Below are 24,766 nucleotides of genomic sequence, written 5' to 3' on the forward strand. Positions count from 1 at the left end.
CGTCTGAACCAAAACAGATTTATACAATTCCGGCATAACTGGTCTAGATAACTAGTCTGAAAAGGAGTAAAATAAAACTAACAACTAACCAGAAAGGCGTGTTTTAAAGTGGCTGAAAGCTTGTTAATCAGCGGTGCGGACATCGTAACAGAAAAAGAAATCATCCGAAACGGTTTTCTCGGTATAAAGGACGGCATCATTTCTTACGCGGGAAAAACAAGGCCGCAAGAAACGTATGAGAAGGAATGGAAGGCGCCCGAGGGCTCGTATGCGCTTCCCGGAATGATTGATATCCATATTCACGGCGGATACGGCGCGGATACGATGGATGCCGATGTTGCGGCTCTTGATACACTGTCCGCCCGGCTGCCCGAAGAAGGAACAACCGCTTTTTTAGCGACAACGATCACACAGCAGCACGAAAACATTGAAAAAGCGCTCGTCAACGCCCAAAAATGGGCGTCTTCCTCACCGCAGACCCAAAAAGGCGCTGAGTTGATCGGCATTCATTTAGAAGGACCGTTTGTCTCTCCGAAAAAGGCGGGAGCACAGCCGAAACAATGGATTACTCCTGCTGATGCCGGGCTGTTTCAGAAATGGGAGCAACTCTCGGGAGGGCTGATCAAAATCGTGACGCTTGCGCCGGAAGAAGATCCTGATTTCAGCCTGATCCGTTATTTGAAAAACCAAAACATCATCCCGTCAATGGGACACACAGACGCAGGAGCCGAGCTTTTACAAAAAGCGGCTGATGCCGGGGCGGTGCATATGACGCACCTCTTTAACGCCATGAGCTCCTTTCATCACCGTGAGCCGGGGGGCATCGGCACGGCTCTCGCCTGCGGCCGCATCACGGCTGAGCTGATCACTGACGGCATTCATTCTCATCCTCTGGCTGTAAAGCTTGCTTATTTGGCGAAAGGAAGCCAAAACCTGATCATGATTACAGACTCCATGCGGGCAAAAGGGCTTAAGGACGGAGAATACGAATTCGGCGGGCAAAAAGTCACCGTTCGCGGGGACACGGCGCTCCTCTCTGACGGAACGCTGGCCGGTTCCATTTTAAAAATGAATGAAGGCGCGGCGCTCATGCGCAGGTTTACAAACTGCTCATGGCTGGATATAGCAAATATGACATCGGCAAATGCGGCCCGCCGCCTCGGCATATTCGACCGTAAAGGAAGCATCGCCCAAGGAAAAGACGCCGACGTTGTTCTGACGGACGGACAGTGCGGCGTGCTGGCCACAATTTGCCGCGGAAACACCGCATATATCTCAAGGGAGGCTGATTGGACATGAATGTTATCACATGCAGACATTATGAAGAATTAAGTGAAAAAGCCGCAGCGATTATTGCTGAAACAGTGAAACAAAAGCCGGATGCCGTTCTCGGCCTTGCGACGGGGGGCACTCCTGAAGGCGTATACAAAGAACTTGTGCGGATGCACCGCTCAGAAGGCTTGTCATTCCGGAATGTCACGACGATCAACCTTGATGAATACGCCGGGCTTTCTCCCGAGGACAAAAACAGCTATCATTATTATATGAATACACATTTTTTTGCACACATCGACAGCCGAAAGGACCGCCACTTTCTCCCTGACGGACGGGCAGACGATCTTGATGCCGAATGCGGGCGCTATGACCGATTGATTCAAACACTCGGCGGAGCGGATATACAGCTTTTAGGCATCGGACACAACGGCCATATCGGCTTTAATGAACCCGGGACGCCATTTGAATCCCGAACCCATGTCGTTGAGCTGAATGAAGAGACAAGACAGGCGAATGCGCGGTACTTTCCGTCAATTGATCAAGTCCCTGAAAAAGCCCTGACAATGGGGATCGGAACGATTTTGTCAGGCAAACGGATTTTGATCATGGCATCCGGAAAAAGCAAGGCCCAAGCGGTGAAGCAGCTTCTGGACGGGCGCGTCAGCGAAGCATTCCCCGCCTCCGCCCTGCACGCGCATCCGGATGTGACGGTCTTGATTGATGAAAAGGCTGCGGGCGGCGATTGAAAGGATTTGACCTATGCAGATTGATAAACAATCTCCGATTCCGATTTACTTTCAGATTATGGAACAATTGAAAACACAAATCAAAAACGGCGAGCTGAAAGCGGATGCGCTGCTTCCGTCGGAGCGGGAATACGCCGAACAATTCGGCATCAGCCGCATGACGGTGCGCCAGGCGCTTTCCAATCTGGTGAATGAAGGATTTTTATACAGACAGAAAGGCCGGGGAACGTTCGTCAGCAAACTGAAGATGGAACAGCCGCTTCAAGGGCTGACAAGCTTCACCGAAGATATGAGAAGCCGGGGCATGAAGCCGGGGAGCAGACTTGCCGAATACCAGCTGATTCAGGCGACGGAAGAATTATCTTCTATCCTGGGGTGCGGCTATCTGGCAACGCTTCATAAAATCATCCGCGTCCGGCTGGCAAATGATATCCCGATGGCGATTGAGGCATCGTACATCCCGTTTGACAAGGCGGGAAAACTGGATGCCTCCCATTTTCAATCATCCATGTATGAGCATATTGAAGCGTACAATCAGATGCCGATCTCACGGGCAAAACAAGAGCTTGAACCGGGAGCCGCTTCCGAGGAAGAAGCTGAGCTGCTCGGTATCCAGCCCGGTGCCCCCGTCCTCTATATCAAGCGGACCACTTATCTGCAGGACGGCACTGCTTTTGAGCACGTCAAATCCGCCTACAGAGGCGACCGCTACACATTCGTGCATTATATGGACAGGGTGAAATGAAACATCTCCAACCGTTACGGGTTGGAGATGTTTTTTTGATCTGCCATTTTCAAACCAAGCCGGTGAATGTTCTCTATGACTCTGTCAAAACGAAGAGGCTGGGGTTCCGGTATCTATTTTTATAAAGAAAAGAGTAATAAAATGCTACCCTCTGTTTTGGATAATATACGGAACCTGCTTTGAAATCAGCAGCAGCGGTTCTTTGTTTTTATGAGCCAATGAAAACATGATTGCGCCTTCAATCATCGAGTTGATTGTCATCCCAAGCTTCTCCGCTTCCTCTTGTTCAAACCCATGCTCAAGAAATTTAGCCGCAAACACATCCGTCCACTTCTTGAACACCTCAACACAAGTGCATCTTAACGTTTCATTGATCAGAGCGGTCTCACCCGCCAGCAATCCAACCGGCACGCCCTCAATATTCTGCGGATCATTAAACTGTTCAGCCGTTACATGAATAAAGTGCTGAATCGCTTCTACAGGGTCCGCGGATTGAGACATACTATTCTGTATCTGCTTTTCAACGCATCTTCCCGTATATTTGATCGCCGCAATGGCGAGTTCTTCTTTTCCGTTTGGAAAGTGATGATACACGGACCCTCTGGGTGCTCCGCTCTCTTTTATAATTTGATTCAAACCAGTCGCATGGTATCCCTGAATCTGAAAAAGATATGCAGAGGTTTGAATAATTCTTTCTTTAGTCCCGGTTTTACTGTTCATTATGTTTCCTCCTGCATATTACGAAAACCAATCGATTTTAGTATAGAAAAGGGACATAAAAAAGTCAAAAACACTTAGTACCGCCATTCATGTTACAGAAAAAAACCTGCTGACCGTCAGATTTTCTTCTGACCGATCGGCAGGCTTTATGTTTTTGCTATGGGTTTGAGGCATGCCTGAAATCAAACTGATCCGGAGCCGGGTGATACGGCGTATTTCCCGTTTTGAACATCCACAGCGGTGATATTGTTTTGCCGTTGTACGGGTCCTTCACGACGGTGTACCAGTAATAAACGGAATCAGGCTGCAGGCCGTCCCAGACCCAATTTGCGGTTTTTCCGCTTTTTACGTGTTTTTTATGACCGAGCAGTTCGTTCGTATAGACGTTGCATTCAAAATAATCGGTCGCTACCCTTTTCCTCTTCGGCTGTAAATCCATTTCTGCTGAGAATTCGTCTTTATCAGCGAACAGATCGGTGTCATAGTAATTGATGTCATCCGTGTACGGCGAGTAGGAGAACATGTGAACCTGATTGGCGGCCTGATCAAATTGCATAATGCGCATAAAGCCCTGCCCCCCTTCCGGACCGTCCTGGTAGTCGGTCAGAATTTGGTGGACGAGGCGGTCCGGTTTTCCGTCCCCGTCATCGTCAAGCGCATCGGTTTTTTTCATGGCGTTATGGTAATGGCCGCTTAATACCATCGCCACATTGCGATTCGGCTTGACGACTTTTCGATAGATCGTCTCCCCGATCGGGCTTCGATTTCCGCTCACAAGCAAGTACTCATGAAAGCATAAGATGGCGGTTCGGTCCGGATACCTCTTCAGCACTTGATTGATCCAGTCAATCTCTTGTTCCGTAATGCCCCAGCCCATATAAATCATAATAAAATCGTTCCCGCTTGCCGACAGCAGATCATAATGCCCGCGGTTATTTTTGTATGATCCGCCGTAATGCATGTTCTGTTCAAACCGGCGGCTCCCGAAGAAATCCCCGAAGGTTCGGTATGTGCCGTCTTTATGGCCGACGTCGTGATTGCCGGCAAGCACTCCGTACGGAATTCCCGCCTTGTCAAGCGTCCGCATGGAGTGGTCGGCGTTTTTCCACTGTTTCATCACCATTGAATCATCGACAATATCACCGGTATGAAAGACATATTTAATATTGTGCTTTTCCTTATTTTCTTTGATCCACTCCGTCATTTTGTCAAAAATGTGCGGGTGCCCTTGTGCGTAATACTGTGTATCCGACATCCAGACAAACGTGTAATTGCCTTTCGCCGGTATTTGATCCTGCACGATGACATTCATTTTTGAGTTCTTCACCACATCCGCTGCGGAAACGGCGGCTTTTAATGTAAACGGCTTTTTATCTTTGGCAAGGACGCTGTCCGCCTCCTGCCAGCGGCTTGTCCGGTAATTCCAAAAATACATGGTTACCTTTCGGCCGGGCAGAGAGCTTCCTTTCCAGACAGCCTCGGCCAGATCCGTTTCGTCGATAGACGGGTCAACGGAGACTTCGAACCGGTGATAAGGAAAACGCTCCATACTTTCTGCCGAAACGGTTTTTCCGTCATTTGCCGAGATACGGTTCATTTCCGGCAGGGTAAACGGCATTTCATTTTCTTTTATGCCCCTCGGCGGTTCCGTTAATGAGGCGTGTTTATACACTTTCACACTGCCCGGATTCCGCGCGGTATAACGGAAGCCGCGATAAAATGATACATTCATGTCATCCTTCGTCGGGTCTTTTACCCGGACGGACAGCTTTGCTTTGCGGGCGCCGATTTTTTGACCGGCAAGCTCCGGCTGGTTCGGCTCCTCCCGTTTGATATGGAAGGTGCGGACGGACGTTGTTTCATTTCCGGCAAGGTCTGCCGCAATGATGGTAAGGGTATGCTTTCCGGGCTTGAGATCGGCTGATGACGTGTGATGCGGGAGCGTAATGCTTTCTCCGTCCAAAAACGCTTTCACCTCTTCCACTTTGCTCCATTTGTCACGGATGTCCGCATTCAGCTCAACATTACCTTTCAGCGCCGCGCCTTCTTTGATACCTGGGACAATCTTCGGCCCCGAATTGTCCACCCGCACAGATTGGCTCAGCTGCTCCTCACCGTCGCTAACAAAAATATGGTGATAGCCTTCCGAAAGCTTCGCCGTGTTCCACGGCAGCAGCCGTGACGTAAACAAATGATCCGGCAGGCTGAATGAGAAGGTCTTCTGCTGATTCGCCCGCCTGCCGTCACCGATAAACAGCTGCTCGGACGGATCGGTCTTCCCGTCTTTGATCACCGTTCCGTCCGAAAGCACCAGACGGGCATGTTTCACGACAAAATCATCCCGATTCTCTCCCGTGTCATACGGAGAAACCTTTGAGCCCGAACGGATGGATACTTTCTGTGTTTTGCCGCCTTTTTGCAGCAGACGTTCCGGAAGCAGAACCGAGTGCGTTCTGTAGCGGTGAGACGGATCGTCAAAAATGTGCAGCACCTCGTTTTCCATCATGACGGTGTTTTGAAAATAAAGATTCGTTTTCCGGGCATCGAAGGCGAAATAGACCTCTTTTTCCAGCGCCGGACGGGTCTCCTGCCGCTTGCCGTCAATCCACAGCTTGATCTTATCGGCGCTGACGTCGGAAGTCGCTTTGAGCAGATAGGTGCCGGATATCGTATCTTCTGGTTCAACATTCATTCTGAGTCCGTGTGATTTGCTCGTCTGTTCAATGTCAATCATCTTGACGGGCGTTTTTGCTTCATTTTCTCCATCACTGGCTGCGATATAATACTCAAGCTGATCCTGGCCGAGCAGTTCCGGGGAATAAAGAATGTGATGGTATAAGCTGTCGTTGCGGTCTTTTTCGGCCAGAATTCGTTTGAATGGTTTTTTCTCATTGGTCCGGTAATAAAACGCGGCTGTTTTGACAAGGTTTTTGTCTTTTATGTCAGCCTTTAATTCAATGCTTTCAGCGGGCCGGACGGGCTTTCTGTCTGTAAGGTCTTCGATGACCGGTTTTTCCTTGTCCGGTTTGATCACCCTTTTCTGCTGCGGAATCTGCGCCTGAAAAACGGAGCCCGGTGACGGCTTATGCTCGCTCGTGGAGATCTTCAGCAATTCTCCCGTTCCGTTCAGCGGATATTTGTACAGCAAAGAAGTCAGTCGGCGGAAAGCGTGTTTCCGGTATTGCGCTGAGGCGATATCCTTGCCGGTATTTGCCGACAGCACGACCGTACGCGGGCGGCCGTTGGACATTCCGTCCGTCCCTTCGATGACGGCGAGATGTTCTCCTTCCTTCAGATGTGTCCCGTAATAGCGGTTGAAATCATCTATCGTCAGTTCTGATGCGGCGCGTCTCAGCCAAAACACGTAAGTCCCGCCTGACGGAATGACGGTATCTTCTTTCGGCCTCCATATCATATCTGATTCCGGCCCTTCCTTCGGATAGCGGTAGCGGATATGATAGTCTTTAAAATGAATGGGCCTGTCCGTCGTGTTATACACCTCGATAAATTCATAGGCATCAGCGCCGTCTTCATTTTTCGTATCAACCGCAAGCTCCGTAATCATCAGCTCGGGAATATGATTCAAATCGGCTTGATAGCCGTCCAGCTTCAGCCGCTTTTTCTCCGATTCCGCCCGCTGTCTGCCGTTGGTGAAAACGAGGTAATATTCCAATTCTCCATTCCAGATATCCCGTTTTGAAACCTGGGCCGTAAAAAGCCGGATTGCGCCTGGCGCGGGCTCCATCGGCACCATCTTAAACCCCAGCTCATTGCTTTGTTTATAAAAAAGAAACGCCGAAAACGCTTGATAGTCAGCATTCCGTACATGAGCCTGTATGAACAGGTTTCTTTTCATTTCCGCCTTTACTTCGATTTGGGGAGGATTCTCCAGAAGCGGTATGTAATGAGGCGGCTGTCCGAATTCCTGCTGATTCACGGGGATTGCCGATTCTTTGCGCGCCGCATCCGCAGAAGGACTCACACAAAGCAAACCAATCAGAAAAAAGAGCGTCATCACAAGTTTCATCTCATTACCTCCCTATGCATTATGTTGCGTCAGGAGGCTGCCGCTTATGTAAACCGCACATAAAAAAGCTGCCCTCTCGGGACAGCTTGTTTTTTATCCTTTTCTAAGCGGCTCCAATATGCCTTTTTGGATCAGCAAGTGGAAAACGGACAGCACGACGGATGCCCAAATGGCGGTGCCGAACCCGTCAATCTGAAAGCTGTCTCCCATCAAGGCTGCGGTCATCATTAACGTAATGGCGTTGATGACAAACAGAAAGAGGCCGAGGGTCACAACCGTGACAGGCAATGTCAATATGACGATGATCGGTTTGATCAGCACATTTAACACAGAAAGAATCACACTGGCGATGACAGCCGCTCCGATACTGCTGATATGGACGGAATCAAAATATCCCGCGATAACGATTAATAATAAAGCATTTACTAAAATGCTGACTGCCCATTTGATCATTTATTTCAAATCTCCTTCTAAAGGTACAACAAAACACCAGATAATATATACAATCGGCACGATTCCGCTCGTGACAAGCGCTAATACAACGGTTATAATGCGCAAAAGCGACGCATCCATATTGATGTACTCCGCCAAACCGCCGACGACACCGGCGATTTTACGGTTTTTTTCTGAACGGTAAAGTCTTTTCATCCAATCACCTCTGAGTATGCTTGAGCTTAATGGCTCCTGTTAACGATTCTGAGAAAATCGAGAGATGCTGATCATGGCCTTGATTTGATGCCAGCATCAGTTCTTTTTGAATGGTATCATTCTTTTCCTTTAAAATTTCCGCATCAATCAGCTCATGGCTGAGAGAGCCGAGATTGCTTTTGAGCTCCGCTTTCACCGCCGAATCATCAGGCAGAGCGATCTCCACGTTTCCGGTCGTCGTTTTCGTGTAGATGGAGCGGCAGTGCGGCGCTGTCACGGTAAGCATGATATTGCCGTTAAAGCTTTGAACGTCAATGGATTCACTCGATCCGCGCAAATCAATCAAGCCGTTGATCGTTTCCGCTTCAATCGCGCCGCATTGATGTCCGGCCAGCTTGATTTGTCCGTTAGCCGTTTCCGCCGACGCTTTCTCAGCCGTCAAATGAGAGAATGACAGAACGCCGTTTGTCGTTTTCGCCGAGAATTCTTTTACATGTAAATGTTCCCCTCTGATCGGTCCGTTAAACAGCTTCACTCTTATCTTATCGTACTCTTTCTGGGGAACATAAAGCGTAACATTGGTTTTCATCGTTTTCTTTTCCGTGCGGACAAAAAACTTATTGCCCTTCACTTCACACTCAATGTGCTGTAGAAATGCGGTGCGCGCCGCCTCCTGACTGTCCGCCCGGTACACTTTCGCCTGGCACTCCGCTCTGATATCTTCATCCGCCCACGGTACGATATTGACGCTGCCGTTTGCGATCTGCATATCAATGGCCGAGAATTCACTGTCTTTAAATTGAAAAATATGCTGCACTTCGTGTGCGTGGCCGAAATTCAGATCAAGATCCGCTTCCTTCACTTTTTTGACGGCAGAATCAATCCAGTCGAACAGCTTCGCCCCGAGCGACGGCTTTTGGCTTTCTTTTGCCCCGCTTTCGAAATCTTCCGCAGGTTCCTGAACCTCCGCAGATAATGCGGTGATCTGCTCTTCTTTTTCTTTATATTCATGATCCAGTTTTTCAATGAGCGTCAGTGCTTCCTGCGCCGTCAGCATCCCGTCTTCCACAAGCTTTAAAATCCGTTCTTTCTCCTGTTTCATACAAAACTCCTCCCCCGACTTTTCTTACACCTGGCGTAACACCTTAATTCCCTGCACGATATTCCAAATGACCATTCCGATGAGGATCAGAAAATAAACAGCTGCTCCTGTTATCATAACAAAAACGGGCACCATACTCTCCCCCTGGGCCGTAATCAATCCGCCGACAACACCCGCGGTCACAATCAGCAAGCCCGCAAACGGAATGATATGGGAAATCAGAGCGCGCATGGCATGCCGCTTCGTCTCTTTTTCATCGACGACAAAATAAGCCACAATCGGAAGAATGAGCGGCGCGAGAAACACGCTGAAATAACAGATTGATGCGATAATTGCTTGATTTCGGTTCAATAAAAACACTCCCTGTGCCGTGATGTAAAAAACCCTTCCTTATACATACGTATGACGAATGAGCGGGTTTCATTTTCATGCTAAGGACATGCTTCGTTATACGTAATTTTTGGTTTCAGAGATTTCACTATAGAATCTTTTCCCCGAACCGATTACAATATGTAACAAAGCCTGACCGTATGCAAGGAGGACATACAAATGGAGAAAGATCCCGAAAACGCCCAAGTAACGGAAGAGAGTCTTCGAAATTTAATTCGCGAACAGAAAAGAATGAACAGCGAAATGCTGGCTGAATTGGAACAGATCAAAGCAGCCCCTCTTCCCATTTCCCATGATATCCAATATATAAAAGTGCTGCTGGACAGCAGCAGCACCCATATTCTGCAGGACTTAATGCATTTAAGCAGACAGCTTCCCCAACAGAAAAAAAGCCTGTAACAACAACAGCCCAAAACCGATAAGTTTTGGGCTGTTTTTATTGATCTATTACGTGGCTGCCGTTTCTTTTTCGGCCAGCAATGTTTTCATCCGTTTTTTATCGCGTTCCATTACCGGTTTCAGATAGCGCCCCGTATATGATTCTTTCACTTCGACAACTTCTTCAGGCGTTCCGGAGGCTACGATCGTGCCGCCGCCCGCTCCGCCTTCAGGTCCCAGATCGACGATGTAGTCCGCCGTTTTAATGATATCGAGATTGTGTTCAATGACCAAAACGGTATCACCGTTATCGACGAGTCTTTGAAGCACAACCAAAAGCCTTGCGATATCATCAACGTGGAGGCCTGTCGTCGGTTCGTCCAGAATATACAGCGTCCGGCCGGTGGAACGCTTATGCAGCTCGGAAGCGAGCTTGACGCGCTGCGCTTCTCCGCCTGACAGCGTCGTCGCCGGCTGGCCGAGCGTCACATACCCAAGTCCGACATCAGCAAGCGTTTGAAGCTTGCGTTTGATTTTCGGGATATTTTCAAAGAAAGACAGAGCATCTTCCACCGTCATATCCAGAACGTCGGAAATGCTTTTTCCTTTGTATGTGACCTCAAGCGTCTCCCGGTTGTAACGTTTGCCGTGGCACACTTCACACGGAACGTACACGTCAGGAAGGAAGTGCATCTCAATTTTGATGATGCCGTCGCCGCGGCAGGCCTCACAGCGCCCGCCTTTTACATTAAAACTGAACCGGCCTTTTTTATAGCCGCGCACCTTTGCTTCATTTGTCTGCGCGAATACATCGCGGATATCATCAAACACACCCGTGTAAGTTGCCGGATTTGATCTCGGTGTCCGGCCGATCGGCGCCTGGTCGATGTCGATCACCTTATCAAGGTGGTCAAGGCCTTTGATCTCTTTATGGCTTCCCGGTTTCGCTTTGGCTTTATGAAGCTTTTGCGCAAGCGCCTTATGCAGAATTTCATTTACAAGCGTGCTTTTTCCGGAACCGGACACACCTGTCACCGCCGTAAAAGTGCCGAGCGGGAATTTGGCGTTCGCTTTTTTCAGGTTGTTTTCTGAAGCACCTTTGATTTCAATGAACCGGCCGTCAGGCTTTCTTCTCTCCGGAGGCATCGGGATGAATTGAGCCCCTGACAAATAACGTCCGGTCAGAGAATCTGCATCATTCATCACTTCTTCAGGCGTCCCCGCCGATATGACGCGGCCGCCATGAATGCCGGCGCCCGGACCGATATCTATCAAATAATCGGCAGCCATCATCGTATCTTCATCATGCTCCACGACAATCAGTGTGTTGCCGAGATCCCTCATGTTTTTCAGCGCGCTGATCAGACGATCATTGTCACGCTGGTGAAGGCCGATGGACGGCTCATCAAGAATGTACAGGACGCCTGACAAACGGGAGCCGATCTGCGTCGCAAGCCTGATACGCTGGGCTTCTCCGCCTGACAGCGTTCCCGCCGCCCTGCTCAGCGTCAGGTAATCAAGACCGACTTTATCTAAAAAGCTGAGACGCTCCACAATCTCTCTTAAAATTAAATCGGCAATCTGCATATCTTTCTCAGACAGCGTCAGGTTTTTGAAAAATTCCAGCGCATCGCCGACGGAAAGCTCGGTAATGGTGCCGATGTGGCGCCCGTTGACCAAAACGGCAAGCGCTTCTTTCTTCAGCCGGTAGCCTTTGCATGTCGGGCACGGCTTCTGTGACATGTACTGCTCCATCTGTTCACGGATATAATCGGAGCTTGTCTCTTTATACCGTCTCTCAATATTGCGCAGCACACCTTCAAATTCAATTTCATTTTCGCGCACTTGTCCGAAATCATTCTCGTATTTAAAGTAGATCCGTTCATTGCCGCTGCCGTACAGCACTTTATCAAGCTGATGCTTCGGCAGGTCTTTGACCGGAGTCTCCATATCAATGCCGTAATGGCGGCAGACCGCCTGAAGCAGCTGCGGATAATATTGTGAACTGATCGGCGTCCACGGCGCGATGGCGTGTTCCTTTAATGACAGTTCAGGATTGGGAATGACAAGCTCAGGGTCCACTTCCAGCTTCAAACCTAGACCGTCACAAGTCGGGCAGGCGCCGAACGGGCTGTTAAACGAAAACAGCCGGGGTTCAAGCTCCCCGATAGAAAAACCGCACATCGGACAGGCGTGATGCTCGCTGAACATCAGCTCTTCCTGACCGATGACATCTATCATGACACGGCCTTCCCCTAAGCGGAGCGCGGTTTCCAGTGAGTCGGAAAGCCGTGCGGCAACCCCTTCCTTGACGACAATCCGGTCAATGACTACTTCAATGGAATGCTTTTTGTTTTTTTCAAGTTCAATATCGTCGGAAAGCTCGGCCATTTCTCCGTCAATCCGCACCCTTACGTAACCTTGCTTTCTGATTTGGTCAAGCACTTTGACATGGGCGCCTTTTCTGCCTGAGATGATCGGCGCAAGCACTTGAAGCTTCGTCCGCTCCGGATATTCAAGAATCCGGTCAACCATCTGTTCGATCGTTTGCGACGTAATTTCAATGCCGTGCTCCGGGCAGTGCGGCTTCCCGACCCTCGCGTACAGCAGCCGGAGATAATCATAAATCTCCGTTACCGTTCCGACGGTTGACCGCGGATTGCGGCTCGTCGTTTTCTGATCAATGCTGATCGCCGGAGAAAGCCCTTCGATCGCATCAACGTCCGGCTTATCCATCTGCCCTAAAAATTGGCGCGCATAGGCAGAAAGCGATTCAACATACCGCCTCTGTCCTTCCGCGTAAATGGTGTCAAAGGCAAGGGATGATTTTCCCGATCCGGACAGGCCCGTCACGACGACGAGCTGATCCCGGGGAATCGTTACATCAATGTTTTTTAAATTGTGCGCCCTTGCACCTTTCACCTCGATCCGGTCAATTGCCATGTGTTCATCATCCTTCCGCTTTAAGCTCTAACAGTAAATCACGAAGCTCTGCCGCCCGCTCGAAATCAAGCGCTCTGGCCGCTTCTTTCATTTCGTGCTCCATTTGCTCAACGACTTTCTGGCGTTCTTTCTTCGTCATCTTCGCCAGTTTAGGCGCGGCTTTTGTTTTATATTCTTCTTTATCCTCAGCGGCCTGCGTCGCGCGGATCACATCGCGGATTTCCTTATTGATCGTTTGCGGCGTAATGCCGTGAATTTCGTTAAAGCGCTCCTGCTGTTCCCGTCGGCGCTTCGTTTCATTAATTGCGATCTCCATCGAATTCGTGATTTTATCGGCATACATGATGACGCGGCCTTCCGCGTTTCGTGCCGCCCGTCCGATCGTCTGAATCAGCGAACGTTCAGAACGGAGGAAGCCTTCTTTATCCGCATCGAGAATGGCGACAAGTGACACTTCCGGAATATCAAGCCCTTCCCTCAGCAGGTTGATGCCGATTAACACATCATGTTTTCCGAGGCGGAGGTCACGGATGATTTCAATCCGTTCAAGCGTCTTAATCTCGGAATGCAGATAATTGACCTTGATGCCGATTTCCTTGAGGTAATCGGTCAGATCCTCTGACATTTTTTTCGTTAAAGTCGTCACGAGAACGCGTTCATTCCGTTCAATCCTCGCCTGAATCTCGCCGATCAGATCATCAATCTGTCCTTCGATCGGCCGGACGTCAATGAGGGGATCGAGGAGTCCCGTCGGTCTGATGATCTGCTCGATCATTTCCGGCGTATGCTCAATTTCATACGGTCCCGGAGTCGCCGACACGTACACGATGTTGTGCATATGCTTTTCAAATTCCTCGAATCGGAGCGGACGGTTGTCAAGCGCTGACGGCAGGCGGAACCCGTGATCGACAAGCACCTGTTTTCTCGCCTGGTCACCGTTGAACATGCCGCGCACCTGCGGAATCGTCACATGTGATTCATCGACGACAATCATAAAATCGTCCGGAAAATAATCAAGCAGCGTATACGGCGTAGAGCCAGGAGGACGGAGCGTCAAATGTCTTGAATAGTTCTCGATCCCTGAGCAAAAACCCATTTCCCGCATCATTTCAAGATCATACCTCGTCCGCTGCTCAAGCCGCTGCGCTTCAAGGAGCTTGCCGTTTTCGCGCATCACTTTCAAGCGCTCCTCAAGCTCCTGTTCAATATTCAGAATCGCTTTTTCCATCTTTTCCGCCCGGGTGACGAAGTGGGAAGCCGGGAAAATCGCGACATGGTCACGGTCGCCGAGAATTTCTCCGGTCAAAGCGTCGACCTCTCTGATCCGCTCAATTTCGTCTCCGAAAAATTCCACTCTGATACAATGTTCGTCACGGGAAGCCGGGAAGATTTCCACAACGTCTCCGCGCACGCGGAACGTCCCGCGCTGAAAGTCGATATCATTGCGGGCATACTGGATATCCACAAGCTTTCTCAGCAGCTCGTTCCGCTCAATCTCCATTTCCGGTCTGAGCGACACGACCATTTCCCGGTATTCTTCAGGCGAACCGAGACCGTATATGCATGACACACTCGCGATAATAATGACATCTCTCCGTTCAAACAGAGAGGATGTCGCGGAGTGTCTCAGTTTATCAATTTCATCATTAATGCTTGCGTCTTTCTCTATAAAAGTATCCGTTTGAGGCACGTACGCCTCCGGCTGATAGTAATCGTAATAGCTGACAAAATATTCGATAGCGTTGTTCGGGAAAAACTCCTTAAACTCGCTGTACAGCTGTCCGGCAAGGGTTTTGTTATGGGCAATGACCAGTGTCGGTTTATTCACTTCTTTAATCAGATTGGACACGGTAAAGGTTTTGCCCGTCCCTGTCGCACCCAGGAGAGTCTGGTGTTTTCTGCCTTCCTGTATGCCTTTGACAAGCTTCTCAATCGCTTGCGGCTGATCTCCCTGGGGCTGATATTTCGAGACTAACTCAAAACGATCTTTCACAAAAAAGCCTCCGTTTCTTTACGAAATCTTCCTATTGATATAGTAACACAATGACGGGCAAAATCACTAAAAATACGAACTAAAGTTCGATGGTTTATTTTTACCAAGTCAATTTTTGTATAAAAAACCTGCTTTTATGGCGTAAAAGCAGGCATTCTATTTCATATTCACCATGTCAGGCATTGTCTTTCTTTTTGTCTGCTTCTTTTTTGGCCATGTACAGCCCTCCGGCCACCAGCGATACGACATCCAATCCAACGATAAAATACGTTTCGGTGTAACCCTTTAAATAGGATGCGAAAAGCAGTGCGGCTGTGAGAGCGATCGCCACATAGTGGTTAAACGTGACGCGCGTAAAAAGGACGACCAGCATAAAAGGGAAACATAATGCAAAAACGGCTTTTGTAATCACAAAAACCCTCCTCGGGAATTCTTCATCTCATCTGATTATAGTAAAAAATGAAGAATCGGACAATCGTTCCCCTGCTATCACAATACCCTTTTTCAGCAGTCTTCAATCATCTGTCAAAAAAAATGTGAATATAAATCCATTGAACCATTAACCAGATGAATCGAACTACCTTTCTTCAGCCGAAAGGATGAGAAGGTTTAGGTCTTTGTATCTTTGACAGTTTCTTCCTCCCTCTTTACAATGTAATGATAGTGTTTACTATCATTTTCTTGGATGAAGAAAAAAGGGGGTCATACCGCATGTATTCAGTGCGATTTCAAAAAGCGGAAGAATCGAGCCGCTCTGCAGGAGCAAAAGGAATGAACCTGATTAAACTGACGAAAAACGGGCTGCCCGTTCCCGGCGGTTTTATCATTCAGACGAATGCCCTGATACGTTTTATGGAAGACAACGGGCTTCAAGCAGATCAGGAACAGCTGGAGCGCGCCATTATGAACGGCACGTTTTCAAAAGAGCTTCGGGAGGAACTGACCGCGTCGTTTTATGAATTGAGAGAATCATACGCCTCTGTCGCCGTACGTTCCTCCTCCGCGTCCGAAGATCTTGAAGGCGCTTCTTTCGCGGGCCAGTACGAAACCTATTTAAATATCAAAACAGAAGAAGAGTTTCTCGGAAAAGTGAAAGAATGCTGGGCTTCCTTCTTCTCGGCGCGGGTCAGCGGTTATAAAGAGAAAATGAACAATGACACCGCAGAACCGTTAATGGGCGTTGTCGTGCAAGGTCTCATCAATTCCGAGGTTTCAGGAGTCATTTTCAGCCGCAACCCCGTCACACATGATGACGGAGAACTGATGATCAGCGCGAGCTACGGTCTCGGAGAAGCAATCGTCTCCGGCAGCGTGACGCCCGACACATTTATCGTCAATAAAGACACATTTCAGATTGAAAAAGAAATCGGCTTAAAAGAAATGTATATCGTCTCTAAAGACGAAGGCGTGACGGAAAAAGAGACGTCCGCTGACATGAGAAACCGCTTCTGCCTTGATGACGAGAGCGTCAAAGAGCTTGCCATGCTGACAATAAAGACGGAGGAACTGTACGGTTATCCCGTGGATCTCGAATTCGGATTTGCCGAAAATAAGCTGTATCTGCTTCAGGCCAGACCGATTACAACGATCGCGCAGGATCAGAAAGCGGCAGACGAAGAACGGGAATTTATTATGACGCCCCGGGATCAGAAAGATTTTTGGCTCAATATGGAGGCCAATATAGAAGGTCCCGTCAGCCCGTTATTCGCTTCACTCATTGTGCCGGCTTTGGAATACGGCCTCAAAGAGAGCACGAAGGCCTTCCCTGTGATGGGCATCGAGATTGAGCGTGTCAAACTTCATCAGGGCCATGTTTTTTCCAGACAGCATAAGACGGACGACAAGCTGCCCGCAGAACAGTTAGAAGCGCTTTTCCCCGTCTTGGCTGACCGCATGTACGATATTATTCAGGAAACCTTTCTGCCTTTTTATCAAAAGCTGGACGAACTGGCGCATACAGACCATACACCGGAGACTGCCCTTGATGCGTTCCGAAACCTGCAAGACTTCTATTTAAAAGGATACGAAGAACATTTCAATATTGTCTTTCCGCAGGTTGCGTTAAACATGATACTGGAATCTATGTACGGACAGGTTGAGAAAGAAAACACCTCCCTTCTGTATGAAATGCTGGCCGGCGTCATGAATAAGTCATTGGAGACCGACAGACAGCTCTGGCTGCTTTCCGGACAAGTAAAAGACAGCCCTGAACTGCGGCGCGTCTTTACGGTTTCTCATGCCGATGAGCTGCATCAGACGCTTCTGCAATCAAATGAGGGAAAACGCTTTCTCGAACAAGTCGGCGAATTTTTACAGGAATACGGCTGGAGATCCGTGAAAAGTCATGATCTCATTGAACAAACTTGGGCGGAAAACCCTTATTTCGCTTTGGCCAACATTCAGAACTATGTCCGGAACGGATACGATTTTGACAGTGAGTTTCATAAAACGATAGAAAAACGAAAACAGCTCTACGCCGACTTTATGGATAGAATTGAAGATGATGGCTTCCGGGAGACGTTTGACCGCTATTATCAGTGGACATTGTCTTCATCCGTCATCAAAGATGATCACCATTTTTATATTGATGCGATGCTGGACGCCAAAGCACGCCTTTGCCTTCTGAAAATCGGCGAGCTGCTTCAAAAACAAGGCGTAATCGATGATCGGGAGGATATGTGGTACTTATACAGCGATGAAGTCGAGAAAGCGCTGGCGTCGCCGGTTCCGATGCAGGAAAAAGCCGCTGAACGAAAACAGCTCTTCCAGCAATATCAATTGCTTGAAGCCCCCGCTTATCTCGGGACTCCGACTTCGGAACAGCTGAAAACGGCTGAACAGATTACCGGCTCCATCACAGAAGATGAAAAAAACACTGAACATCAAATTTACGGACTTGCAGCGTCAAGCGGAATTGCAAGCGGCCCGGTGAAAGTCATTCGTGACGCAAGTGAATTTTCCCGTTTTTCAACAGGAGACGTGCTTGTCTGCAAAATGACGACACCGCTTTGGACCAGTCTGTTCCAGGATGCAAAGGCCGTCATTACGGACACGGGCGGCATCCTGTCACATGCGGCGATCATCGCGAGAGAATACGGGCTCCCGGCCGTTCTCGGCACACGTGCCGCGACTGACAGGCTCAACGACGGAGATATCGTCACGGTAGACGGGACAAACGGCAAGATTACGATTGTCAAACGCGCTTCATGCTAGGTTTCCCTCTTTATTGACGGGCAGGGCGGGTGTATACTTGTCCTGCCAGTATTTACGCGAGGTGAAACATGTTGAGAACGACGAACAAGAGAATTATTGACGCCGCGATGAATCTGATCATCCAAAAAGGATACCGCGCAGCGACAACAAAGGAAATCGCAGAAAAAGCAAAAGTAAGCGAAGCAACGATTTTCCGTAATTTTAAAAACAAGCAAGGATTAATGAAAGCCATGATTGAACAGCAGGCGCCGGTTCCGGAAAGCATGATCACCAAGGCGGAAGGCGATCTGTATGAGGATCTTCTTCATTTCGCCGCGACCCTTCTGCAGCAATTGGAACAAAAAAAAGAAGTGTTCCGCATCTGCCTGCGCGAACCGGAACTATTCGAAGACGTCCTGCAGGATATTGTCGTATATCCTCAATCCGTGAAAAAGCATTTAATCGTTTACTTTAAGGAGCTGACAAAGAAAAATATAATAAGCCCCGGCAGCGAAGAAGCTAATGCAGACGTCTTTATGACGATGATTTTCGGTTATTTTATACACCGGCTGCAGCTGGGGAAAAGAGTCATTACTCTCTCTGAGGAAACGATGCTGAAACACAGCACTGAGATTTTCATGAAAGGCATTACCGGCCGGTCATTTTCCGGCTCCAAGGAGGATGAAGGATGGGTTCAAAGAAAGAATGGGCGCTGATCGTTTCGCTTTTGCTGGGAGCCATACTCGTTCCCATCAATTCTACGATGATCGCAGTCGCCCTTTCGTCCATTTCCCGCTCATTCAGCGAATCAATTGCCAGCATCACATGGGTAGTGACCGTGTATTTAATCGTGATGGCCGTGACACAGCCCATCGCCGGCAAACTCGGTGATATGTACGGTAACAAAAAAATGTATTTATGGGGCGTCGGCCTTTTTCTCATCGCATCATTGGGGTGCGCCCTCTCACCAAGTCTTTTCTTATTGATTTTCTTCCGGGCGCTTCAGGCTGCCGGCGGCGCTTTGCTTACGCCAAACAGCATCGCCATCATCCGCCATGTCGTGTCTGAAAAACGCCTTCCGAAAGTATTCGGTTTTTTCGGCCTCGGCGCCGGGCTGGGCGCGGCTCTCGGTCCGTTTATCGGCTCTCTATTAATTGAGAGCTTCAGCTGGCATTCGATCTTTTGGGTCAACATTCCGTTTCTTGCGATCGCACTCGTGACGGCATTAATGATGTTTCCTAAATATAAAGAAGAAACGTCCGACGCACCGCTTGATATCATCGGGTCCGTTTTGCTTGCCGGAAGCATTGTGTCTATTATTCTTCTGACGAAAAATGAAAGCTCTTTGGGCTATTGGGTGTACGCGCTGCTCATTCTCATATTTGTTCCGCTATTTTTCAGGCGGGAGCTGCGCACGAAACATCCGATTATTGATTTTGACCTGTTTAAAAACACGACCTTTACGAGCGCCAATCTGTCGGTCCTGTTAAGCAATTTAATGATGTACGCCGTGTTATTGATTATGCCGCTCTTTATGACCGGCCACTTCAGCATGAATACGTCGCACAGCGGCATGGCGCTGTCAGTCTTTTCTGTTTTCATGTCCGCCAGCAACTGGGGCGGAGCTCAGCTGCACCAGAAATGGGGCGCGCGAAGAATGATTTTTCTGTCCTTCGGGCTGATGGCTGTAGCCAATCTCTTATTTCTGCTTTTGGTTTATTCCCATTCCGTTCCGTTTCTTATGGCATCGCTTATTGTAGGGGGCATCGCGTCCGGTGCGGGGCTGACGAGCATGCAGGTGTCTTCTCTTGCGACGGTAGAACCGGGCATGTCCGGTATCGCATCCGGGATTTTTTCCACCTTCCGTTATTTCGGAAGCATTATTTCTTCAGCACTGATCGGTTTAATCTCCGGGTTTCATATTCTGTTTATCATATTGATCGGAGTTTCTGTGATCGGCTTGTTCGTATCACTTGGAATTAAGTCCGGCGAAACCGTTGATACGAAAAAAAGCCATTCGGCGTAAACAAAAAAAGGTTCCGTGAGCACCCGCTTTCCGGAACCTTTTCTAGTTTTCCTTCTTATTTTTCTCTCTCGAAAGTGTCACCGCACTCCCCCGCTGCATAGAGTATCGCAATGCGGTTTTGCTCTATGAGAATCTTTTTATTTAAAAGAGAAAAGGGAAATGTAAATCGCTAAGAGCTCAGATCAAGTTCGGCCGCTTGCGCCGTAATCCGGCCGTAAAAAAAGCCCGGCCGCCGTGTTGTTAGCGGCACCAGGCTTTTTATATGTGATTTTTCATAATTAATAAAACTGAAAGCTTATTATTTCCAATGTTTTTTCTTAATTTTTTTCATAATTCTCCTTACTAAAACCTACCTAAAACAATTATTGAATATTACTTTTATAATTAAGCAAAATTAAGTAACAATCATTGAAGGATTCTCAGACTGATAAAATTTATTTTAAATATAATATTTCAAAACACATTCAAACTGTACAAAGAAAAGAAAGTCTAAATTTTTATTTTTGGAACTTGATTGGGACAAGAAAGTCTAAACCAAAATCTTTTTAGATTTATATAATAACACGTCTGTCGATTATCTAAATTCTACCAAAAAATGAATGCAAAAGAGAGATTCCTCTTGTACAATGTAAGTTACCACACCAACATTGACGAAACGAGGAATCTCTCATGAACAAGAATAAGTCTCTGTATCTTTAACAATAGTATTTACAATATCATTAGGATACCGATTCAAAAAAAAATGTTCTCCTTTAAACTTATGAAATTTCACGTTTCCTTCAACAACTTCACTCCATTTATGCATTTCATTGATATGAGTCGAAAAATCGCTATCCGCATAAAAAACGCTTACTCCACAACTTATTTTTTCTGCTTTGGGCTGAAACTTATAATTGTCCAAAATTATAAAATCTGCTCGCAAAATCGGAAGAAACATATCCATAATCTCTTTTGTATAAAACTCCTCTGGTATTCCCCCATATTGTTCCACCTTTGTCAAGAAAGTTTCATTAGTCATATTTTCAATGTCTTCTCTCTTTTCAAAAATATGTGGAGCATCTCGCCCAGAAAAAAACAGATGCCTTGGTTCCTTAGTTCCCATTTGCTTAAGTTTATAATATATCTCATAAGTCAATAAGGCTCCCATGCTGTGTCCAAATATAACATATTCATCGTCATATTCTAATTGTTCACTTATTCTTTTGGCGATATCTTCACTTGCTTCATCAACAGACTGGTAACAAGGCTCTGTGAATCGAGTTCCTCTTCCAGCCAATTCACATATACACAATTCATATCTATCCGGCAGTAGTTTTTTCCATTCATAATATGCATTTACCGACGCTCCAGCATATGGAATAGGAAATACTTTTATTTTATTTATTTCACTCACTCCTATGTTCAACTTGAGCCCACTATCATTACTATATAAACCTATAAGTATTCAAGATACATTTAATTGTACTTCTCTATCTCTCGCTGCTCTGCCAGCAACAAATTCACCATATCACTATAGCTATTCAAACCGTCTGTCTGATTATTTGCCTTCAGATATACATCATTTACATTTCTTGAAATACTTGAAATAACACCCTCATACTTATCCCGGTACTGCTCATTTTGTTCTATATCATGCTGCACCGCCTTGGACAGACTGGACATTATATCAGACGCCTGATCTGGATCCACTTTCTTTAGCTCAGATATAGAATAATCAAATGCTAGAAAAAAACCACTGTAAAGTATCATTGGATCATCCTGCTGCTTACATGCCAGATATGCTATAAAATTTGCCTCATCCTCATGCATGAAACCACTCTGATGTGCCAATTCATGTGCCATAGTAGCAGGCACCAAAAAAACTGGCACATTAACATTGATATTGGATTCATAAGTAAAAGGGACAAAAATACCATGTATCCCTGCATGCGACATTAGTTTTGACATCACCACTGGTTTTGGTGTTGAATATGAATGCTCCAAAACAGGATATTTCTTTGATAACATTTGCATTGAGAACACTGCGTGTTGTGCATAATAATCAAAAACCTCTGGTACATGAGCCAAAAGATCAGTATCCGCTAACTTTTCCCTTGCCAATTCCATTTCAACGGCAAGCGACTTACTCAATTTGACCAGTTCCTCCTTGCTGTAGTTCTCTTCTTTATATTCGGTATAAGACAAAAAAGAATATCTGTAATAGTTTATTCCACCCAAAATAGTATAACAAAAATATATCACGCTACAGATCGTAACGATTCCTAGAGCACCACGATAAACTACCATCCTACGTGCACCTTTACTCATGATGACCTTGCGCACATAATAAACGATATAAAATAGAAATAGTAACACAACCAACACGACGAGCCATTCACTAACAGAAAATGTGACCCAAGAAGGTACAAGTCCTACTGTTTTTGACAATAACGGATATACAGACCTACTGTATTTCTCCGCCCAATCCTGATGGTTCTGCGCGTATTTTGTCAGTATATAAGCTATAACTCCAAGTGAGATCAACGGCAATCTCTTAAGTAAAAGCTTTTTTATAATGTACTCCCCCTATCCAACATAACCATTATAATCAGTTATTCTTAATATATATCCTGCTAAAGATTCATCTTCTAAAGGTTTTGGAGTTAGCAATAACCTTTCCAAAAGCCATACCTCTCCTTCATTTATTTTTTTATTATTTTCAAAATAAAACAGCTAAGAAAATATAATTTTCTTAGCTGTTTTATTTTGAAATCTAGTTTAGGAGTTCTTGAAACTATTCCGAATAATTATGAAAAATCACATTATAATGCTGTCATTTCTTCGTGCTCGTGTTCATCCTGCACGAATAAAATACCTAATTCATGATGTTCGCCTTCATAGGACGCGCGCTGATCAAACCGGATTTCACCATTCAGGCCGATGATCTCCATTTTTACAAATGCGCGGTTTTTTTGGAGTGCTTCATAAAAATCCGATACATGCTTCACGGGGATGCCGTTTACTTTCGTAATAATCTCACCGATCTTCAGCTCAAGATCGTCCGCGGGTGTATTCGGAATGATGCCGAGCACCATTAAGCCCTGATCCCGCTTAGAGAAATAAAACGGAGCCGCGTTATCGTTCAGCCGCTGTCTCAATGATAAAAACAGGCGTCCGAGCACCGCAATACAAGCGGCAGCTCCGGCAAGCGGAGTCCACCAAAGGGCAGCTGCCCCGAATGCGGTCACGATAACCCCGAGAATCATGACACGTTTCGCCGTTATCCTTATGCTGACTTCCGGAAGTGACCCCTGCACACGCTGTCCGAAGCCGGCGATATAAGGAATCCAGATCAAATGGAAAGAGCCGCCCGGCACGGTAAAGACAGGCCACCAAGAAAGATGTGACTCAAGCCCGCTGCCCGGCACCAATAAGAAAAGCGGAAGCAGCCATGCGCGATTCGCCAATTGTCGGCCGATGGGCAGGCCTCTGCTGCTGACGACAAGCGCCGGAGATGTTTTCAGATGCGCTGAACGGCAGGCAGCCGCTCCCTCCGTGATAATCAAAAGGCCCATAAACACGGCCGCCGATGCCCAATTCACGCCGAATGCCTGCGGAAACCGATCCGCAAACGGCACTGTGTGGGTATACTGAAGGAGAAACGCAATGAACATGCCGGCGCTGACAATATAAGCTGATGACAGCCAATTCATACGGAACGTCAGCGAAGCCAAAGCCGTCACGGCCGCGATTATGCCGAGAAGACCGAATGGAATCGAAATTCCCAGTCCAAAAAATAATATGGAGAGAAGAATACCCGGTATAAGTCCTTTTATGTATGTAAAGATAAGCTCGTCATACATATCCGCGATTTTTGTATGAAACGTATGGCGTTCACGTTTGATCCGCAAATATCCGCATGCGAGACTTATGATGATAAAAAACCAGAACATCGGGTGCAAAAAAAACAGACCGATACTTTTCAGAAGTTCAATTCCCCATTGAACAGACACTGCTTTCACCGCCTCAAGCCAAACATTTTAATTCTATTCTACCAAATAATCATTGGCTTGAATATCTCAAACGTCTATCTCTCTTCCGTCATCCACAGCGTTACATTTGAGAGAGAGAAATCTTTCAGATAGTGGTCAACCTCCACCTCGATCACGCCGCTGATCAGAAGCATGGACCGCTTAATATCCGTCAGATTGATTCCTAAACGTTTATGGTTTTTCATTAAGTAAGTGAAATAATGCTTCGCACACTCTTCATTGATTTCGTGAACGCATTCAACATTTGTGTAATTGACCAGGTATCTGCTGAACAGCATAAGAAGACTTAGTGCTTTTGTTGATGAAAATGTAACGTCTTTTGTTCTGTCTTTTAGTTGTTCCACTAATTCATAATATTTTTTTTCACGCACAATACTTGCCCTCTTCAATTGTGAACCCCCATTTTTTTATCCAGATAAGCACGGGTGATTACAGCTGCCGTGCTGAAGCGCCGCAAACACTTCTGCTTTCGATACTGAAATGCAGCTGCCAAACTAAAACTGTTCTCTATTAGAACCTTCTTTTATTGTAAGAACTAAAACTGACTGAG

20 protein-coding genes are annotated in these 24,766 nt (G+C 47.0%); 7 read left to right on the plus strand and 13 right to left on the minus strand.

Annotated elements, in window-relative coordinates; translation table 11 throughout:
• Positions 1-108: 108 nt before the first annotated feature.
• Genes nagA through OWN49_RS07100 form a run of 3 tightly spaced genes read left to right on the plus strand, consistent with a single transcriptional unit; the run spans position 109 to position 2,766 of the window.
• Positions 109-1,299, plus strand: a complete 1,191-nt coding sequence (gene nagA / locus OWN49_RS07090) for an N-acetylglucosamine-6-phosphate deacetylase (RefSeq protein WP_176283554.1) — start codon at positions 109-111, stop codon at positions 1,297-1,299.
• Positions 1,296-2,021, plus strand: coding sequence for a glucosamine-6-phosphate deaminase (nagB, locus tag OWN49_RS07095; protein ID WP_003151453.1), 726 nt, complete (start codon positions 1,296-1,298; stop codon positions 2,019-2,021). The genes nagA and nagB overlap by 4 nt, the downstream gene beginning before the upstream one ends.
• A 13-nt stretch (positions 2,022-2,034) precedes the next feature.
• On the plus strand, positions 2,035-2,766 hold the full coding sequence (locus OWN49_RS07100) for a GntR family transcriptional regulator (RefSeq protein WP_176283555.1): 732 nt from the start codon (positions 2,035-2,037) through the stop codon (positions 2,764-2,766).
• Between the two features lie 144 nt (positions 2,767-2,910).
• On the opposite strand, the gene OWN49_RS07105 is transcribed toward OWN49_RS07100, so the two are convergent.
• The 6 genes from OWN49_RS07105 to OWN49_RS07130 form a co-directional block, all read right to left on the minus strand.
• Complete coding sequence (locus OWN49_RS07105; RefSeq protein ID WP_176283556.1) at positions 2,911-3,486, minus strand: TetR/AcrR family transcriptional regulator; 576 nt, start codon at positions 3,484-3,486, stop codon at positions 2,911-2,913.
• 157 nt (positions 3,487-3,643) lie between these two features.
• Positions 3,644-7,513 (minus strand): metallophosphoesterase, encoded by a 3,870-nt coding sequence (locus OWN49_RS07110; RefSeq protein ID WP_176283557.1) that lies wholly within the window; start codon positions 7,511-7,513, stop codon positions 3,644-3,646.
• A 93-nt stretch (positions 7,514-7,606) separates the two neighbouring features.
• Positions 7,607-7,966, minus strand: a complete 360-nt coding sequence (locus OWN49_RS07115) for a phage holin family protein (RefSeq protein ID WP_014418984.1) — start codon at positions 7,964-7,966, stop codon at positions 7,607-7,609.
• The gene (locus OWN49_RS07120) at positions 7,967-8,161 is read right to left on the minus strand and encodes a PspC domain-containing protein (protein ID WP_003151448.1); all 195 of its coding nucleotides are present in this window, start codon (positions 8,159-8,161) and stop codon (positions 7,967-7,969) included.
• A gap of 4 nt (positions 8,162-8,165) precedes the next feature.
• Positions 8,166-9,263, minus strand: a complete 1,098-nt coding sequence (locus OWN49_RS07125; protein WP_070082446.1) for a DUF4097 family beta strand repeat-containing protein — start codon at positions 9,261-9,263, stop codon at positions 8,166-8,168.
• Positions 9,264-9,287: 24 nt separating this feature from the next.
• Positions 9,288-9,614 carry a hypothetical protein gene (locus OWN49_RS07130; RefSeq protein WP_003151444.1) on the minus strand — a complete coding sequence of 109 codons (327 nt, stop codon included), beginning with the start codon at positions 9,612-9,614 and terminating at the stop codon, positions 9,288-9,290.
• A 198-nt stretch (positions 9,615-9,812) separates the two neighbouring features.
• Between OWN49_RS07130 and OWN49_RS07135 the strand changes: the two genes are divergently transcribed.
• A complete protein-coding gene (locus OWN49_RS07135) occupies positions 9,813-10,052 on the plus strand; it encodes a hypothetical protein (RefSeq protein WP_003151443.1) in 240 nt (79 codons plus the stop codon).
• 48 nt (positions 10,053-10,100) lie between these two features.
• Here OWN49_RS07135 and uvrA read toward each other — a convergent pair whose 3' ends face one another.
• The 3 genes from uvrA to OWN49_RS07150 form a co-directional block, all read right to left on the minus strand.
• Positions 10,101-12,974, minus strand: a complete 2,874-nt coding sequence (gene uvrA, locus OWN49_RS07140; protein WP_077722918.1) for an excinuclease ABC subunit UvrA — start codon at positions 12,972-12,974, stop codon at positions 10,101-10,103.
• A gap of 7 nt (positions 12,975-12,981) precedes the next feature.
• Positions 12,982-14,967: an excinuclease ABC subunit UvrB gene (uvrB, locus tag OWN49_RS07145; protein ID WP_077722919.1), complete on the minus strand. Its 1,986-nt coding sequence runs from the start codon at positions 14,965-14,967 to the stop codon at positions 12,982-12,984.
• A gap of 175 nt (positions 14,968-15,142) precedes the next feature.
• Complete coding sequence (locus tag OWN49_RS07150; protein ID WP_003151438.1) at positions 15,143-15,379, minus strand: CsbA family protein; 237 nt, start codon at positions 15,377-15,379, stop codon at positions 15,143-15,145.
• 299 nt (positions 15,380-15,678) lie between these two features.
• Here OWN49_RS07150 and OWN49_RS07155 point away from each other — a divergent pair, with 299 nt between their 5' ends.
• The 3 genes from OWN49_RS07155 (at position 15,679) to OWN49_RS07165 (ending at position 20,185) form a co-directional block, all read left to right on the plus strand.
• Positions 15,679-18,180: a PEP/pyruvate-binding domain-containing protein gene (locus OWN49_RS07155; protein WP_077722920.1), complete on the plus strand. Its 2,502-nt coding sequence runs from the start codon at positions 15,679-15,681 to the stop codon at positions 18,178-18,180.
• 71 nt (positions 18,181-18,251) lie between these two features.
• Positions 18,252-18,875: a TetR/AcrR family transcriptional regulator gene (locus tag OWN49_RS07160; RefSeq protein ID WP_172615166.1), complete on the plus strand. Its 624-nt coding sequence runs from the start codon at positions 18,252-18,254 to the stop codon at positions 18,873-18,875.
• Positions 18,848-20,185: an MFS transporter gene (locus tag OWN49_RS07165; protein WP_070082450.1), complete on the plus strand. Its 1,338-nt coding sequence runs from the start codon at positions 18,848-18,850 to the stop codon at positions 20,183-20,185. The genes OWN49_RS07160 and OWN49_RS07165 overlap by 28 nt, the downstream gene beginning before the upstream one ends.
• A gap of 667 nt (positions 20,186-20,852) precedes the next feature.
• Here the strand turns inward: OWN49_RS07165 and OWN49_RS07170 are convergent.
• The 4 genes from OWN49_RS07170 to swrA all read right to left on the minus strand — a co-directional run bounded on the left by OWN49_RS07170 (position 20,853) and on the right by swrA (position 24,605).
• Positions 20,853-21,590: a thioesterase II family protein gene (locus OWN49_RS07170; protein WP_077722922.1), complete on the minus strand. Its 738-nt coding sequence runs from the start codon at positions 21,588-21,590 to the stop codon at positions 20,853-20,855.
• 50 nt (positions 21,591-21,640) lie between these two features.
• A complete protein-coding gene (locus OWN49_RS07175) occupies positions 21,641-22,708 on the minus strand; it encodes a DUF3810 domain-containing protein (protein ID WP_077722923.1) in 1,068 nt (355 codons plus the stop codon).
• A gap of 278 nt (positions 22,709-22,986) precedes the next feature.
• On the minus strand, positions 22,987-24,177 hold the full coding sequence (locus OWN49_RS07180; protein ID WP_007407459.1) for a S1C family serine protease: 1,191 nt from the start codon (positions 24,175-24,177) through the stop codon (positions 22,987-22,989).
• 74 nt (positions 24,178-24,251) lie between these two features.
• Positions 24,252-24,605: a swarming motility protein SwrAA gene (gene swrA, locus OWN49_RS07185; RefSeq protein ID WP_014305920.1), complete on the minus strand. Its 354-nt coding sequence runs from the start codon at positions 24,603-24,605 to the stop codon at positions 24,252-24,254.
• Between the last annotated feature and the right edge of the window lie 161 nt (positions 24,606-24,766).

The organism is Bacillus sp. NEAU-242-2 (genome assembly GCF_027853835.1).
Lineage (GTDB): Bacteria > Bacillota > Bacilli > Bacillales > Bacillaceae > Bacillus > Bacillus velezensis.

Excerpts from the sequence above, each read along its gene's own strand:
- OWN49_RS07120 (WP_003151448.1), bottom strand. The coding sequence starts at position 8,161 with ATGAAAAGACTTTACCGTTCAGAAAAAAACCGTAAAATCGCCGGTGTC.
- nagB (WP_003151453.1), top strand. The coding sequence starts at position 1,296 with ATGAATGTTATCACATGCAGACATTATGAAGAATTAAGTGAAAAAGCC.
- OWN49_RS07100 (WP_176283555.1), top strand. The coding sequence starts at position 2,035 with ATGCAGATTGATAAACAATCTCCGATTCCGATTTACTTTCAGATTATG.
- OWN49_RS07155 (WP_077722920.1), top strand. The coding sequence starts at position 15,679 with ATGTATTCAGTGCGATTTCAAAAAGCGGAAGAATCGAGCCGCTCTGCA.
- OWN49_RS07125 (WP_070082446.1), bottom strand. The coding sequence starts at position 9,263 with ATGAAACAGGAGAAAGAACGGATTTTAAAGCTTGTGGAAGACGGGATG.
- OWN49_RS07115 (WP_014418984.1), bottom strand. The coding sequence starts at position 7,966 with ATGATCAAATGGGCAGTCAGCATTTTAGTAAATGCTTTATTATTAATC.
- OWN49_RS07110 (WP_176283557.1), bottom strand. The coding sequence starts at position 7,513 with ATGAAACTTGTGATGACGCTCTTTTTTCTGATTGGTTTGCTTTGTGTG.
- uvrA (WP_077722918.1), bottom strand. The coding sequence starts at position 12,974 with ATGGCAATTGACCGGATCGAGGTGAAAGGTGCAAGGGCGCACAATTTA.
- OWN49_RS07105 (WP_176283556.1), bottom strand. The coding sequence starts at position 3,486 with ATGAACAGTAAAACCGGGACTAAAGAAAGAATTATTCAAACCTCTGCA.
- OWN49_RS07135 (WP_003151443.1), top strand. The coding sequence starts at position 9,813 with ATGGAGAAAGATCCCGAAAACGCCCAAGTAACGGAAGAGAGTCTTCGA.
- OWN49_RS07165 (WP_070082450.1), top strand. The coding sequence starts at position 18,848 with ATGGGTTCAAAGAAAGAATGGGCGCTGATCGTTTCGCTTTTGCTGGGA.